The organism is Microcoleus sp. N9_A1 (assembly GCF_036701795.1).
In the GTDB taxonomy this organism is placed as follows: domain Bacteria; phylum Cyanobacteriota; class Cyanobacteriia; order Cyanobacteriales; family Microcoleaceae; genus Microcoleus.
The window spans coordinates 66,692-81,541 of record NZ_JAUBRI010000027.1 but is presented as its reverse complement, the minus strand read 5'-3'; the positions used below and the strand labels follow the sequence as shown (position 1 = coordinate 81,541).

Here is a 14,850-nt window from a genome sequence, read left to right as displayed (position 1 = left end):
CTACCTAATTATCAACAAGGCATAAGAGCTATGAGGCTTATTCTATCAGCGTTATAGGTGACTTGTCGCCCCGACAGCATCACTTGATAAAATAGCCACAAATCGAGATATGTCTGTAGAAGCATTGCTTAAGTTTTATATAGGGCAAGGTTTACGGGAAGACTTAGCTAAAGTCTTTTCAGAACGCTTGCTGGACAAAACTGCTCAAGTTCTCGCTAGACACCTTGAGTCAGCAGAAGAAATCTCAACTATTATTCGAGAAATTCAAGCTGAAACTGCACGTTAAATGATCGCGCGATTTAAGTACCAAACTAAAGTGCGATCGCCCTTTCCTTCCCAAAGTGCGTGAAGCGCAGCTATCCCGTAGGGAATCGCCTTTATCTAACTTCTGTGCTCCTCACATAACTAAGCAAATGCAAGTTCATATTGCAGAACTAAAATTTCATCAGCTTTCAACATAGCCATAGCATATTCAATCCCTTGACTATCAGCAAATTCCACTAAATACTGAGATTCCTTTCCCGTATCATACACTTCAACAATAGTTCCCACAAGTCCAACTGGCAAACTAGAAATAGATGCGTATTCTGGTTCCACTAGCGCTAATCGCGTATTGGAAATCGGCTTGAGAATCGCAACAGAATCCAAAACTCTAAAGTGTTTGATCATAGTTTAAGAAAAGCTGAAATTCAACAACGGTTAGAATTAGTTGAAGTCATTTGCCAGAAGTACCTTCTTAAGCTTTATAGGGGCAGGTTGAGTTAGGATATACGCGATCGCAGCGAGTTTACCCATTTCACGCACCCGCCCTCCCCACGCTAGGATTTACCCCTTACTTATTCCTTAACTTCCCCGCGCTAAACTCAGAAGCCACAATCATCGAGCCAATCCCCGCATCCGTGAATATTTCTTGCAGCAAAGCATGAGGAATTCGCCCGTCAATAATGTGAGCGCCCTTCACACCCTGAGCCAAACTCCGCACACAACAATTAACCTTCGGAATCATCCCCCCAGACACAACTCCCGACTCAACCAACTGTCTCGCTTCTTGAATATCCAACTTAGCAATCAGAGTATCCGGCTTGTGATAATCCTCCAAAATTCCCGCAGTATCAGTCATCAAAATCAATTTTTCTGCTCCCAAACCAGCCGCGATTTCTCCAGCCACCGTGTCAGCATTAATGTTGTAAGATTGACCGTTTTCATCGGCTGCCACGCTCGAAACCACCGGAATATAACCGCTGTTAACCAAAGACTCCAAAATCTGGATTTTCACGCCACTGACTTCACCAACAAATCCAATTCCTTCCCTGCCATCTGGACGAGCTTGAATCAGATTGGCATCCTTGCCGCACAATCCCACTGCTTTGCCGCCAGCTTGGTTGATTAAGGAAACAATTTCCTTATTTACCTTTCCTACCAAAACCATTTCTACGACTTCCATTGTCGCCGCATCAGTCACCCGCAAACCATCCTTAAATTGTGGCTCAATGCCCAATTTTTCCAGCCAAATATTAATTTCCGGGCCGCCGCCGTGAACCACAACCGGACGCATCCCCACGCAAGCTAGCAGCACAATATCCCGAACAACTTTGTCTTTGAGAGTGCTATCTTTCATCGCAGCACCGCCATATTTGACCACAATCGTGCGGCCGGCAAAGTGTTGAATGTAAGGCAGTGCTTCGGAAAGCACCTCTACTCGATTAGTGTCTGGATTCCTAACAAAATCGCTTTGTTTGAGCATGGGTAAATTACAAAAGACTAAAAACTTAATTCTAAACTTTAATGGCTAAAGCACATATTAACAGCCACAAAAATCACTTTTTCCCTGAATTTTATCGACGCGCCGGCTTGATCGATCGCCTTTATTGAGCCCCATCCTCAAAAAATTAATAGGTTTTTTTAATAAACTCATTAAAATTTATGTATTATAACTTATACATTTTTTGCTACAGTCAAGAAATGTATAGTTCCCTTGATTTACTTAACGTTTTATGTTAACTGCTGTCGCCCAAGACTCCGAAAACCTTCAGTACAAGCTACCATCAGAGGCTGACTCGTCTCCCTGGATGACGGTATTTTGCGATTTAGACGGGCCCATAGTCGATGTGTCCGATCGCTACTATGCCACCTATCAACAGGGATTAGCCGATACTCAAGCAGCTTATCTTGCTAGGGGAATCAACCTCAACCTTCAAATCCTCAGCAAACAGCAGTTTTGGCAAATGAAACAAAACCGAGTACCCGATGCTGAAATAGCCAAAAGTTCCGGCTTGTGGGGAGAAGAAATTCACGTTTTTCTCGGATGCGTCAGTCAGATTGTCAATCAGCCAGACTTATTGCACTTAGATCGCATCCAGCCGGGAGTGCAATGGGCGATCGCACTTCTGCACTCCCGCGGCGTGCGGCTGATTTTAGTCACCCTGCGGCCGAGAAATCAAGCCGTTCAACTGTTGCAAAATTACGGTTTAGCCCGACTGTTTACCAGCATTCGCGGCACTCAGATGCCCGATGCTGCCTATCACAACTATACAGCCTTAAAAACTGAATTGTTGGCTGAAGTTGCAGAAGAATTTGAGTCATCTCTCGGTTCGGCTTGGATGATCGGAGATACCGAAGCAGATATCCTTGCGGGACAAGCATTGGGAATACCTACAATTGCCGTTACCTGCGGCATTCGCAGCCGCCATCAACTGCAAAAGCACCAGCCTAATTTCATTCTCAGCGACTTAATTATTGCCGTTCATCACTTATTAGGTTTGGGCCAACAAGTAATAGTAGAATGACTACAGTTAACTGTTGACTGTTGACTGTAGACTGTTGACTGTTAACTGTTAACGAATGACTGATGACTGATGACTGATGACTGATGACTGTTGACTGTTGACTGTTGACTAATGACTAAGGCTTTTCTACATTCCTGGTCATTTCCCACAAGCGATTGAGAGGAAAATAAATCACCGGAGCCCAAAGACTGCTAAGAATAGCAGAACACAAAGCCACTCGCTGGTGATAGCTCCAAATTTCCAGTAAAGCCCGATCGCCCATAGCAAAAAATTGCAGCCCCATCACCGTTTCCGCTACCACCGCCATCCCAAACACAATTAGCGCGATCGGAATCGGATCTCTCTCAACAATATCTGCCGGAATCGACCAGGTTTTCTGCAAAACAACTGTTAAGACTCCTACAACAACTAGACTGACAGCATGGGTGGGATGAGGAGCCGTCATCGCATCTTGAAGAAACCCCAAAACCAAGCCCATGCTAGCAGCTCCCCAAACTGTACGTTTCCGCTTAATACTCCAAGCTACCAACCAAATTAACAGCCAGTTAGGTCCAATTCCCAGCAATTCCATTCCCGGCATCCGAGTGGGCAATATCAGTATGCACAGCATCACAGATAGAAATGTAACTGCGAAGTTGAGAAATTGGCGCGATCGCGAAGACATCCGAGATAAAGCTTTCATTGCTGCTGTACTCCCTCAGATGGTGCAGAAGATTGACTCTGCGAATCCTTTGGTTCGACTTGCTTAGAATGGGGGTAAACCACCGCCCACTCCAGAGAATTCATCGGTGCAGAGAACTCAACCACAGCCTCTGGAGCCGGAGTTTTATTCATATCCACCGAAACCACTTTTCCCACAGGCAAACCAGGAGGAAACAACTGACTGTAAGAAGAAGTTGAAACCACATCCCCAGGCTTGACATTGGGAACATTCTCAAAAAACTCCATCACAGCCTGATTTCCGCCTTTCCCGCGCATAAAACCCATGTTGCGACTGCGAGTAATTCCCACACCCAATTGACTCGTAGCGTCGCTGACTAACAGCACCAAGCTAGTATTAGGAGTAACGCTGACAACCCGGCCTACCAAACCGCCGGGGCCCATCACAGTAAAATCTGTTTTGATGCCATCGTTACTGCCGCGCCCCAAGGTTACTTGCTGCCACCAGTGGTCGGCGCTGCGGCCAACAATAGGAGCTACAATCCCTTTAGGTTTCTTAGCAGAAACGTAACCTAAAAGCTCTTTTAGCTTCTGATTTTGAGTTTCTAATTCTAATACCTGCGCTTGCAATTCTTGAGTGCGCGCCGAGATGAGCTGTTCTTGCCCAGAGCCGTTGGCGTGAAACGGACGAGTCACCCAATTGTAAACTTCAAATACTGCAGCACCTTGTGTTTGTCGAACTCCCCAAGCCGCAGTTACAGCTAAACCTAAAAGAGCAATTTGCAGCCGCAGATCCCACCACTTTCGGAATGTATTTTTTAGCATAATTTCACTAATCTAAAATTGTTAAGTCAGGATTTTAGATTTGAGATTGCAGCCGTATTTCTAAATCCACAATCCCAAATTTGTTAACTACATATTACGCGACGACTGCCCGCTGAAAACCCGTTCCAACTGTTTGTTTTCCAATACCCTACCAGTTCCCAAAACCACGCAGCACAGGGGATCGGCTGCCACATGAGTGACAATTCCTGTTTCGTGACTGATCAGAGTATCTAAACCTTTCATCAGCGCGCCACCACCAGCCAGCATAATTCCCCTGTCAATAATATCTGCTGCTAATTCCGGGGGGGTGCGTTCCAAAGTACGCTTGACAGCTTCCACAATTACTGAAAGCGGTTCCGACATACTTTCGCGAATTTCTGGGCCTTTGATAGTAACAGTTCGCGGCAGACCCGACAGTAAGTGCAAGCCTCGCACTTCCATCATTACATCGTCATCCTCTGGAGTTGGATATGCAGAACCTACCTGAATCTTAATTTCTTCAGCAGTGCGTTCGCCGATGACCAAATTGTGAACTTTTTTCATGTATTGGACGATCGCCTCATTGAGTTCGTCACCGGCTACCCGCACAGACTCACTGATCACCGTACCTTGCAAACTCAAAACCGCAACTTCCGTCGTACCCCCACCGATATCTATAATCATATTGCCAGTCGCCTCAGCAACAGGCAGTCCAGCCCCGATCGCCGCAGCGATGGGTTCATCAATTAACCGTACTTCTCTAGCACCGGCCTGAGTCGCCGCCTCAATGACAGCACGCCTCTCGACTCCGGTGACACCGCTGGGGATGCCAATAATTATCCGCGGCGAAACCAAGCTTCTGCCTTCGTGAACTCTGCGGATAAAAGTCTTGAGCATCAGTTCGGCCGTATCGAAGTCTGCGATTACCCCGTCGCGAAGCGGGCGCAGTGCTATGACATTCCCTGGCGTGCGCCCGAGCATTTTTTTAGCTTCTTCTCCAACAGCCAGCGGTATTTTTAAGTCTTGGTCGATCGCCACTACAGAAGGTTCCTGCAGAACAATACCTTTGCCCGACACATAAACGAGCGTGTTAGCAGTACCGAGGTCGATACCCATATCTCTAGATAACGAAAATCGATTGAGAAGACCCACTGATTCGTACCCCCCCCAAAAACTAAAATACTATTGTGTGCAATAATGTTGTTACAAAAGTGTAACCGAGGTGGATTCTATTACGTTTTTCATCCTGAGTCTAGTCAGAAATGTACATTGTCGAACTCAGGTTGAGCGCCCCCGAGCCAATCATCCACCATCAATATGTTCTGGTAACTGGGTGTACAATCAGGATGAAGCCTCACAAGCGCTGTTCCAAGTTCAGTTTGGAGGCTAGTGCGCGTATGGACTGTTTAACTACATCACCGATCGACCACATTCCCAAAAAAGTTTATGAGTCTTAATGTTGTGACTTTAGTAGGCCGCGTCGGCGGCGACCCGGACGTGAAGTATTTTGAGTCGGGTACAGTTAAGTGTAGTTTGACGCTGGCAGTGAACCGCAGAACCAAGAACAGCGATCAACCAGACTGGTTCAATCTGGAAATCTGGGGCAAAACAGCGCAGATTGCTGCTGACTACGTTCGCAAAGGCTCTCTAATTGGCGTAACAGGCTCTTTGAAGTTCGATCGCTGGCAAGACCGCAATACGGGTTCAAATCGCTCGAAGCCAGTAATTAAGGTAGACCATTTAGACTTGCTGGGTTCCAAACGCGACAACGAGTCGGGTATGTCGCAACACAACAGCGAATTCTAGCGTTTGGGGAATTTGGGAAGTAATATTTGTGAATTGGGTGGGTGCTCGTGACTTCAGAAAAGTTAGAAATTGTTCAAACTGAGTACCAAGCTGGGCAAGTAGCTTTTGAGAGTGGCCGGTATGCTGAAGCTGTGCAGAGTTTAGAAACAGCTACCGGTTTAGTCGATCGAAATTCCCGGTTAGGCGGTGAGGTGCAGATGTGGCTAGTGACAGCCTACGAAGCCTCTGGCAATACAGAAAGGGCGATCGAGCTTTGCCGCAAACTCACCCGCCATCCCCGCCAAGAAACCCGCCAGCAAGCCAAGCGCTTGCTGTTCATACTCGAAGCCCCCAAACTCACCATCCCTCCCGAATGGATGGTGAAAATCCCCGATTTAGCAGCTTTGGATGAAAATCAATCAATCAGTTTTCAAGCCAATCCCAAGGCTGATATCAAGTACGCCAAACCCAAATTAGTTGCACCGGAACCTGTTGATTTGAGCCAGGTTAATACGAAAGATAATCAGTTTATTTGGGTGGCGTTAATTGCAACAATTATAATTGTTTGCTCTTTAGTATGGCTAAGTTAGGCTAACTTCAACTTAATGTAAACAACCCTAAGCCAGCCACGCTTAGCGCATTTCAATACTTTATAATCGTTTACATAGTTCCTTTTTACAGGGCCTATCTACTTAAACGGTGAAAAAATATTAATTTCCAACCCTTAGCAAAGGGTTGCTATTGCTGAGTGTAAAAAATTGTATCAAAATTCAGCATTTCCGATCGTCCATGACAAAATAGGCAGCAAGAGTTAGATCTATCGCTCAGGGTTATTTTTTGTCCCGTAATGGCAACATTACTTGCCAAAGCTTCTTAAGGATGCCATTATTACCTGGACTTTTTAGAAAAATTCCCCTACAAATACTGCTAATTGTTCCATTTGTTGTCCAAACAGTTGGAGCAGTGGCTGTTGTCGGTTATCTTTCCTATAGAAACGGTCAAAAAGCAGTAAATGACGTAGCTACTCAGTTGCGGAATGATACTAGCGATCGCATCAAGGAAAATCTAACTTATTTGGTGGCTATTCCTTTTCAATGCTTTGAAAACTATGATACAGCCCTGAGCCAAAACCGCATCGATCTTAATAATGGGAGAGACGTAGAGAAGTTTCTATGGGGACAACTCCCTGCCTTTCCCCTTATTGCTGCCGCAGCTTTTGTTACCCCCAATCAGGAGTTTTTTGCTGGTGAGCGGCAGGATGATGGCGCGATCGTCATCCGTACTTCGGAGGTAGAAAATAACCACACTTTGACTACCTATACCGCCAGTCCAGAAGGGGAACGCCAGGAAATTATCAACGCCGGGAAACCTAACTTTGACCCCCGCAAACGCCCCTACTATAAAATTCCAGTCCAGCAAAAGCAAGCTGTTTGGGCAAAACTGTATCCTCACATTACAGGTAAATACCTATACATTGCCGCTGGCAAACCCCTATATACCAAGACTGGAGAGCTGCAAGGAGTGTGGATGACAAGCTTAAATCTGGTAATGTTTGGGGATTTTTTAAGTAAACTCAAAATCGGTAAAACTGGGCAAAGTTTTATTCTGGAACGTTCTGGAGAAATGATTGCCACCTCTACAGGGGAAAAGCCCTTTCAATATTACCCAGAAAAGGTTGTCCAACTGCCAGAACAACGAATTGAACGACTCAAGGTTGTCAATAGTAGCAATGCCATCACCCAAAAAGCGAGTCAAGCTTTGCTAGAGCAGTTTCAGGATTTTCAAAATATCCAAGCATCTCATCAACTGAAATTTACCGTCGCTGGTAAAAATTATTTCGTCCAAGTCGCTCCTTTTCGAGATGGTAAAGGTATTGACTGGTTGGTGGTAGTGACTATTCCAGAAGCAGATTTTATGGATCAAATTAATGCCAATACTCAGACTACAATCCTGCTCTGTTTAGCAACTTTGATTTTGGCAATTTTGTTGGGTATTCTGACCGCTCGCCGGATTATCCGTCCTGTGGAGCGGATCACCACTGCTTCGGAAGCGATCGCTGGGGGCAATCTCAACCAACAAGTCGAGGTTAGTTCCATTGTTGAACTTGGCAAATTAGCCAACGTTTTTAACGGCATGACCCAACAACTGAAGGATTCTCTAGATGCCCTCCATTTGGCAAATGAAGAGTTGGAAGATAGAGTGGAGCAAAGAACTGGAGAACTGCGCCAAGAAAAAGAAAGGTCAGAACAATTACTTTTGAATATCTTACCTGCGGAAATTGCCGATCGCCTCATGCGAACTAATGAATCCCCTGCTGAACATTTTGAAGAAGCCACGATTTTGTTTGCGGATATCGTAGGTTTTACTGGGATCTCGGCTCGGATAGAGCCGATGCAATTGGTAGCAGGTTTGAACCAAATTTTCTCTGCCTTCGATCAACTCACTGAAAAGTATGGTTTAGAGAAAATTAAAACCATTGGGGATGCCTACATGGTAGTTGGTGGTTTACCCGTTTCTCGAACGGATCATGCCGAAGCGATCGCCAACATGGCGTTGGATATGCACGCCTATATGCAAGAGGTGGAGAATATTTTTGGGGAATCTCTACAAATTCGGATCGGGATTAATACGGGGCCTGTAATTGCGGGAGTAATTGGGATTAAGAAATTTATCTATGACCTCTGGGGTGATGCGGTGAATATCGCCTCAAGGATGGAATCCCACGGTAAACCGGGATACATTCAAGTCTCCGATGCGACTTATCTCAAATTACAGCATAAATACTTACTAGAGCCAAGGGGTACGATCCAGGTCAAAGGAAGAGGAGAAATGATGACCTATTGGCTTTTGGGTCGGGGGGGATGAATATTAGCCACTAGCATTCGATAGGTGAATAACTGTTAACTTGTTCTTCCAGCCAGGGAAAAGTTTTGGCGCTATAAAATGCTTCGGAAGATGAATTCTATCAAGCGATGGATGGTTTTACGCGCGGGTGTCGAGAAACCGGTTTTTTTTGCGAATCAGTCGGCTACAGCGCGTCTTCTCAGTAAAAACCAGGTTTCTAAGTCTTTGCGAGTTCTGGCCGTACCCAAAATCAAAGAAACCGGGTTTTTCGCAGTTTTTCGGCGGTGTATCGATATTTTGGGAAAAAACCCGGTTTCTGGCCACACCCAAAATCGCTAAAATAAAACAAAGACCAACCAGAAAGGCGATTATTGTGAGCGATTCCACCATAGAACAGATATTGAAATTGGCAAGTCAGCGAGCCGATGCCGCTGAAGTATACTACCTGTCGAGTCAAGACACCCCCATCGAATTTGAAAACAATCGCCTCAAATCCCTGCAAACCAAAGCACTGCAAGGCGTAGCACTCCGGCTGATTCACAAAGGCAAAATCGGCTTTGCTAGTTCCACAGACTTAACGCGGATAGACGATTTAGTCGATGCAGCGATTCAAACTGCCGAAATCGGCGACCCCGCAGAATTTGAACTCGCCTCCAACTTCCACCTAAAAGGCCCGGAAACCACCTACACTCCGCCCAAAACTGCCGAATTAGTCGAAAACGGCAAAAACCTCATCGAGCAAGTTCACGCCTACAATCCCGATATTATGGTAGATGTAGGCTTTCACGTCCGCAGCGGCCGCGTCAAAATTGCCACGACGCAAGATGTGTATGCCGAAAGAAGCAGCCAAATAGTCAGCGGGACGATCGCAGGCAACTTGGTAAAAGGAGAAGACTTTATGCAAGCATACAGTTACGATGTTGCGCGCGATCGACCCCTGGACACCAACAGCATCCTGCAATCACTCCTCGAAAAATACCGCCTCGCCGAACATCCAGCCAGCATCACCAGCGGTTCCTACCCAGTCTTATTTACCCCCAGAGCCGCCGCCAGCACATTAGGCAGCCTCTTTGATACAATCCTTTCAGGTCAAGCAGTAGTCCAAAAAGCATCTCCCCTAGCCGACAAAATCGGCGAAACCTTATTTGACGAACGCTTCACCTTTTTTGAAGACCCCACCTACGGCCCTTCTGCTTGTCCCTTCGACGACGAAGGTACACCCACCACCCGCAAAACCTTGATAGACAAAGGCACCGTCACCGGATTTTATTGGGATCGCAGATGGGCCGCTCGCGCCGGTGTACAATCAACCGGCAACGGTTTTCGCGGCGGATTGTCGCGCCCGGGCCCTGATTTGACTAACTTTTGCATTTCCCCAGGAAATACCAGCACCCAAGACTTGATTGCTAGCATGGACGAAGGCCTGATAATAGAGCAAGTTTTAGGTGCCGGCCAATCCAATCAGTTAGCTGGCGAATTTTCTGTCAACTTGGACTTAGGCTACAAAGTAGAAAAAGGCAAAATTGTCGGTCGCGTCAAGAATACAATGGTGGCAGGCAGCATTTTTGAAGCCTTTAAAAATTTGGCAGATTTAAGCAGCGAAGCCGAATGGGTAGGCGGTGCGGCATATTTGCCGAGTATGCTGTTTCAACAGTTGGGTGTAGCTTCGAGGCAATCTTAAATAGTTGACAATTGACAGTTGACAGTTGACAGTTGAATGAGTTCTTCAGTCCTCTTGAGATGACTTGAGCTTTGAGGCAGGGGTTTCAACCCTTGCCGGACTATTGGTTGTACCTTAAACAGTTGACAGTTGACAGTTGACAGTTGACAGTTGACAGTTGACAGTTGAATGAGTTCTTCAGGTTTTTAGAAGCGGTTTAAAGGTAAAAATAGGAAAAAAGGTAAAATGAAGCAGGAAATTGTCAAGGATGGAACTGGGAAGAGGGAAAAAAACTTTTTCTTTCTTTTACCTTTTGTCTTGTGTCTTTTAACTCTAGTGACTGGCTGTGTTCAGTACGATGTCGGAGTTAACTTTGAGAGTCAAACTCGCGGCGAAATCGTGCAGCACATTAAACTCGGGGAAAGGTTGACGAGTTTCAGCAGCGAAACAGTTGCAGATTGGTTGAAAAGCGTAGAACAACGGGTGAGATTGCTGGATGGGAAAACTAAACGGCTTTCTGATACAGAAGTTCTAGTCAGGATTCCTTTCAATAATGGCGCTGAGTTAGAAGACAAGTTTAACCAATTTTACAATCCGATCGCACAAACCGCAAAATCTCGGGTTGCAAGTCCGCTAGAAACCGATTTGCCGAAGTTTGAATCTCACCTTAGTGTCAAGCAGAATAATTTGTTATTGGTGCTGCGAAATCGGTTGAGTTTGGAATTGGATTTGCGCTCTCTTTCACTGCTTTCTTCTAACGGCAGTCTGCTGCTGAGTCCGGGGGGACTTTTGGAGCTTGACTTTAGCTTGAACACGCCTTGGGGTGCCGAAAGTATTGAAACTGTCGCCGGTGCGCTGGTTCCCGAAAGCTATCAGCAGGGAAAACAGTTAGTTTGGAAGCTCAAACCCGGAGAAGTTAACTATTTGGAGGCGATATTCTGGATTCCCAGCCCGGTAGGAATTGGGGCGCTGATTATTTCCTTGTTTGTAGCCGCAGGCATTGCTTTGAAATATAAAATATTGCCAGCACTCTTAATCGGCAAGAAACCGCAAAACATCGGTCAAACCTAAAGAGGATATGTCCTAGAGGGGCGGGTTAACCAATATCTTCAATCAACTCTCAGAACTCCAATAAACCCGCCCCTCCCCGGATATTATGGTTAATTCACCGGATTTGATCTTATCACAAGAACTGAGAATATCTTTCAAGAAACAGTTGACAAATGGTAAATAATTTGCTTAACCTGAATTGAGAATTAGGAACAGAGAAAATGCGAGCGCTAAATTTCTTCTTCATCTTTCTGATTTGCTTGGCTCTAGTATTTTTCAGCATCGAAAATACACAGCCAGTCGCGATTCAAGTTATCGAAGGCGTCCAAGTTAAAGCTCCACTATGCGTAGAACTAATTGTAGCGACCGGATTAGGGGCAACTCTAGCGTGGCTGTTCAGTCTGTGGTCGAGACTGCAGCGAACCCTCGCGTCGCGCCAACAACTCCGCCAAGTTCGCGAAAAAGAGCAGCGGATTCAGGAATTAGAACAAAATCTTGAACGCTATAAAGCCGAAGTAGAAGGCAAACAACCTTTGTTAGAAAGTGCAGAACCGATAAGTTTAGAAATAGCAGCCATTGAGGGCACAACTGCTGAAATGACCGCCAATTAACTTGATATGCTCTCTCGTTTTCCGAGAGGCAAAATCTAAAATCTAAAATCTAAAATATAAAATCGAATGGCCGTTTCCCGAGACCAAGATGGCTTAGAAACGATTTCAGAGGGGATCGCAATTTTAATTGACCTAGCCGAACGGGGAGAAATTGATCCTTGGGACGTTAAGGTAATTGAAGTGTTCGATCGATGTCTGAGCAAGCTTACGAACGCCTGCGATGCAGATCAGAGTTCGGATTTCTCCGATTTGTCCCACTCCGGCCAAGCGTTTTTGTACGCTTCAATGCTGGTTTTGCTCAAAGCAGAAAGTATTGTCCTCTCAGAACCCCCGCCAAATCCCGAATTGGACGAAGCCGCCCTCGAAGACGCAGAACACTCAGGCGGGCGACATTTGCCGCAGCATTTAGAGCGGCAATTGCGCCGTCGCGGTGTAGCTCAACTACCGCAAAAACGCCCGGTGACACTCCCAGAACTGATTGAGCAGTTGCAGCTAATGAAAGCAGCAATGGAGCAGACAGTTACCCCCCGCCGCCGCCCTACCTCCAAAATGCGATCGCAAGCGGCCCAGGCTATCTTTGAGCTAGCTCACCAAGAAAATCTTGTAGAAACTGCTAGTGAACTCGAACGGTTTCTGGCTCAGCGGGGCCAGGAAATTGACGAGGGTTGGCTGGACTTGGACAAATTGCTAGAGCTTTGGCACCATAACGACTTGAACTCTCCTGTCAACCCAGAACACCCGGTATCTAGTGGGGAAGTTCACTTGCCAAATCATGACCGCGTGGGTATTTTTTGGGCGTTGTTGCTGCTATCGGCTCAGTCTAAAGTAGAGTTGCTTCAAGAGGAGTTTTACCAAGACCTCAAAATCCGCGCGCTTTGAGCTTGCAGGGTATTAGGTTCTCGGAGGAAACTAATAGACCTCTTGCAAAATAATTTTATGCTATAATCAAACGTTTGGCTTAAGTGGAGCAGATTGCAGGTTATATCAGCACTTGACAATTATGAGTGAGCTTCGTGGGTCTCAAACTCAAAACCTTTAATTGTAACATAGATTTTTTTTGCAAGAGGTCTAATAACTATGCCACTGCGTCGGTTAAGATTCTAGGCAGAATCTCGCTCTCTGGCATTCTGTTGCTGAGTCCCGAATGCGGAGAGCGGGAGTGTGAAGTTCTTGCTGATTCCCGATACCTGGTTTCTTAAATCCAGGTAAATTCGGAATAAATGATTGATAGCCTGGTACGATGTCGCCTATAAACAGGTCAGGATTTTGCTGTGATCGATCGCTTCGACGATCGCAACCGCTAGCATCTAATTGTTGAGTTTATATCAATTAACAGAGGGTTGAGGAAGTTAATAATGAAAGCGATGATTCTGGCGGCCGGTAAAGGCACTCGCGTCCGTCCTATTACTCAGACAATACCCAAACCGATGATTCCCATCCTGCAAAAGCCAGTGATGGAGTTTTTGGTTGAATTGCTCCGCCAGCACGGATTTGACGAAATTATGGTCAACGTTTCCCACCTGGCAGACGTGATTGAAAACTACTTCCGCGACGGTCAAAAGTTTGGGGTACAAATTGCCTATTCTTTTGAAGGGCGAATTGAGGACGGAAAAATGATTGGAGAGGCTATCGGTTCGGCTGGTGGCATGAAACGAATCCAGGACTTCTCGCCGTTTTTTGACGATACTTTTGTGGTGCTGTGCGGCGACGCTTTGATTGACTTGGACTTGACTGCTGCTGTGAAGTGGCACCGGGAAAAAGGGGCGATCGCTACTATTGTTATGAAATCGGTTCCCCGCGAGGAGGTTCCCAGTTACGGAGTGGTGGTAACAGACGAGTCTGGCAAAGTTAAAGCTTTCCAAGAAAAACCTTCTGTAGAGGAAGCTCTGAGTACCGACATTAACACTGGTATTTATATTTTTGAACCGGAAATATTCGATTACATTCCTTCGGGCGAGGAATACGATATCGGTTCGCAGTTATTCCCCGCGCTAGTAGCAGCAGGCGCGCCTTTTTACGGGATTAGCATGGACTTTGAGTGGGTGGATATCGGCAAAGTTCCTGACTATTGGCGGGCAATTCAGAGCGTGCTGCTCGGACAAGTTAAAAATGTTTCGATTCCAGGAATTGAAGTGCGCCCCGGCATTTACGCTGGTTTGAATGTAGCTGTCAACTGGGATAAGGTTGATATTACTGGGCCTGTTTACATTGGCGGGATGACGATCATTGAGGATGGAGCAAAAATTGTCGGGCCGACAATGATTGGCCCAAATTGCTGGCTTTGCAGTGGCGCAACTGTGGAAAACAGCGTGATTTTTGAGTATTCCCGTTTGGGGCCGGAGGTGCGGTTGGTTGATAAACTGGTGTTCGGGCGCTACTGCGTTGATAAAACCGGGGCTGCGATCGATTTGCAAGCGGCGGCTCTCGATTGGCTGATTACTGACGCTCGCCAAGTTTTACCGACTCACCACGGAGAAGAGCGGCGGGCGATCGCAGAAATTCTCGGCCATGCTGAATAATTGCTAATTGCTCAAGGTAAGGTGCGCTAGGCGCACCCTACTTTTACATTTATGATCTCAGCTTTTAATTCTGGTATTGTGCTTAGGTTGCACCTCACATCTTCCACCATTCTCAATAACAGGCTTTCCGG

15 protein-coding genes are annotated in these 14,850 nt (G+C 46.1%); 10 read left to right on the top strand and 5 right to left on the bottom strand.

Annotated features, from left to right (window positions below):
• The first annotated feature begins 109 nt into the window (after positions 1-109).
• On the top strand, positions 110-286 hold the full coding sequence (locus QUA58_RS14905; protein WP_333254873.1) for a hypothetical protein: 177 nt from the start codon (positions 110-112) through the stop codon (positions 284-286).
• 119 nt (positions 287-405) lie between these two features.
• Here the strand turns inward: QUA58_RS14905 and QUA58_RS14900 are convergent, their stop codons facing one another.
• Both QUA58_RS14900 and argB read right to left on the bottom strand, forming a co-directional pair.
• Entirely contained in the window at positions 406-669 is a 264-nt protein-coding gene (locus tag QUA58_RS14900; RefSeq protein ID WP_333254875.1) for a DUF4926 domain-containing protein, read from the bottom strand.
• A 163-nt stretch (positions 670-832) separates the two neighbouring features.
• Positions 833-1,744, bottom strand: a complete 912-nt coding sequence (gene argB / locus QUA58_RS14895; RefSeq protein ID WP_333394632.1) for an acetylglutamate kinase — start codon at positions 1,742-1,744, stop codon at positions 833-835.
• 250 nt (positions 1,745-1,994) lie between these two features.
• Here argB and QUA58_RS14890 point away from each other — a divergent pair, with 250 nt between their 5' ends.
• Positions 1,995-2,786, top strand: coding sequence for an HAD family hydrolase (locus QUA58_RS14890; RefSeq protein ID WP_333254879.1), 792 nt, complete (start codon positions 1,995-1,997; stop codon positions 2,784-2,786).
• 115 nt (positions 2,787-2,901) lie between these two features.
• Here the strand turns inward: QUA58_RS14890 and mreD are convergent, their stop codons facing one another.
• The 3 genes from mreD to QUA58_RS14875 all read right to left on the bottom strand — a co-directional run bounded on the left by mreD (position 2,902) and on the right by QUA58_RS14875 (position 5,366).
• Entirely contained in the window at positions 2,902-3,468 is a 567-nt protein-coding gene (gene mreD / locus QUA58_RS14885) for a rod shape-determining protein MreD (RefSeq protein ID WP_333302669.1), read from the bottom strand.
• On the bottom strand, positions 3,465-4,271 hold the full coding sequence (gene mreC, locus QUA58_RS14880; RefSeq protein ID WP_333394631.1) for a rod shape-determining protein MreC: 807 nt from the start codon (positions 4,269-4,271) through the stop codon (positions 3,465-3,467). The genes mreD and mreC overlap by 4 nt, the downstream gene beginning before the upstream one ends.
• Positions 4,272-4,358: 87 nt before the next feature.
• Positions 4,359-5,366, bottom strand: a complete 1,008-nt coding sequence (locus QUA58_RS14875) for a rod shape-determining protein (RefSeq protein ID WP_006632285.1) — start codon at positions 5,364-5,366, stop codon at positions 4,359-4,361.
• 330 nt (positions 5,367-5,696) lie between these two features.
• On the opposite strand from QUA58_RS14875, the gene QUA58_RS14870 reads away from it, so the two are divergent.
• The 8 genes from QUA58_RS14870 (at position 5,697) to QUA58_RS14835 (ending at position 14,719) form a co-directional block, all read left to right on the top strand.
• Positions 5,697-6,056, top strand: coding sequence for a single-stranded DNA-binding protein (locus tag QUA58_RS14870; RefSeq protein WP_190663675.1), 360 nt, complete (start codon positions 5,697-5,699; stop codon positions 6,054-6,056).
• Between the two features lie 47 nt (positions 6,057-6,103).
• Positions 6,104-6,625, top strand: a complete 522-nt coding sequence (locus QUA58_RS14865) for a tetratricopeptide repeat protein (protein ID WP_333394630.1) — start codon at positions 6,104-6,106, stop codon at positions 6,623-6,625.
• A gap of 289 nt (positions 6,626-6,914) precedes the next feature.
• Entirely contained in the window at positions 6,915-8,900 is a 1,986-nt protein-coding gene (locus QUA58_RS14860) for an adenylate/guanylate cyclase domain-containing protein (RefSeq protein ID WP_333394629.1), read from the top strand.
• Between the two features lie 352 nt (positions 8,901-9,252).
• Positions 9,253-10,560, top strand: a complete 1,308-nt coding sequence (locus QUA58_RS14855; protein ID WP_333394628.1) for a TldD/PmbA family protein — start codon at positions 9,253-9,255, stop codon at positions 10,558-10,560.
• A 225-nt stretch (positions 10,561-10,785) separates the two neighbouring features.
• Entirely contained in the window at positions 10,786-11,610 is an 825-nt protein-coding gene (locus tag QUA58_RS14850) for a DUF3153 domain-containing protein (RefSeq protein ID WP_333254891.1), read from the top strand.
• A gap of 200 nt (positions 11,611-11,810) precedes the next feature.
• Positions 11,811-12,200, top strand: a complete 390-nt coding sequence (locus QUA58_RS14845; RefSeq protein WP_333254893.1) for a LapA family protein — start codon at positions 11,811-11,813, stop codon at positions 12,198-12,200.
• Between the two features lie 66 nt (positions 12,201-12,266).
• Positions 12,267-13,079: a segregation/condensation protein A gene (locus tag QUA58_RS14840; RefSeq protein ID WP_333254895.1), complete on the top strand. Its 813-nt coding sequence runs from the start codon at positions 12,267-12,269 to the stop codon at positions 13,077-13,079.
• 476 nt (positions 13,080-13,555) lie between these two features.
• A complete protein-coding gene (locus QUA58_RS14835) occupies positions 13,556-14,719 on the top strand; it encodes an NDP-sugar synthase (RefSeq protein ID WP_333254896.1) in 1,164 nt (387 codons plus the stop codon).
• The last annotated feature ends 131 nt before the right edge of the window (positions 14,720-14,850 follow it).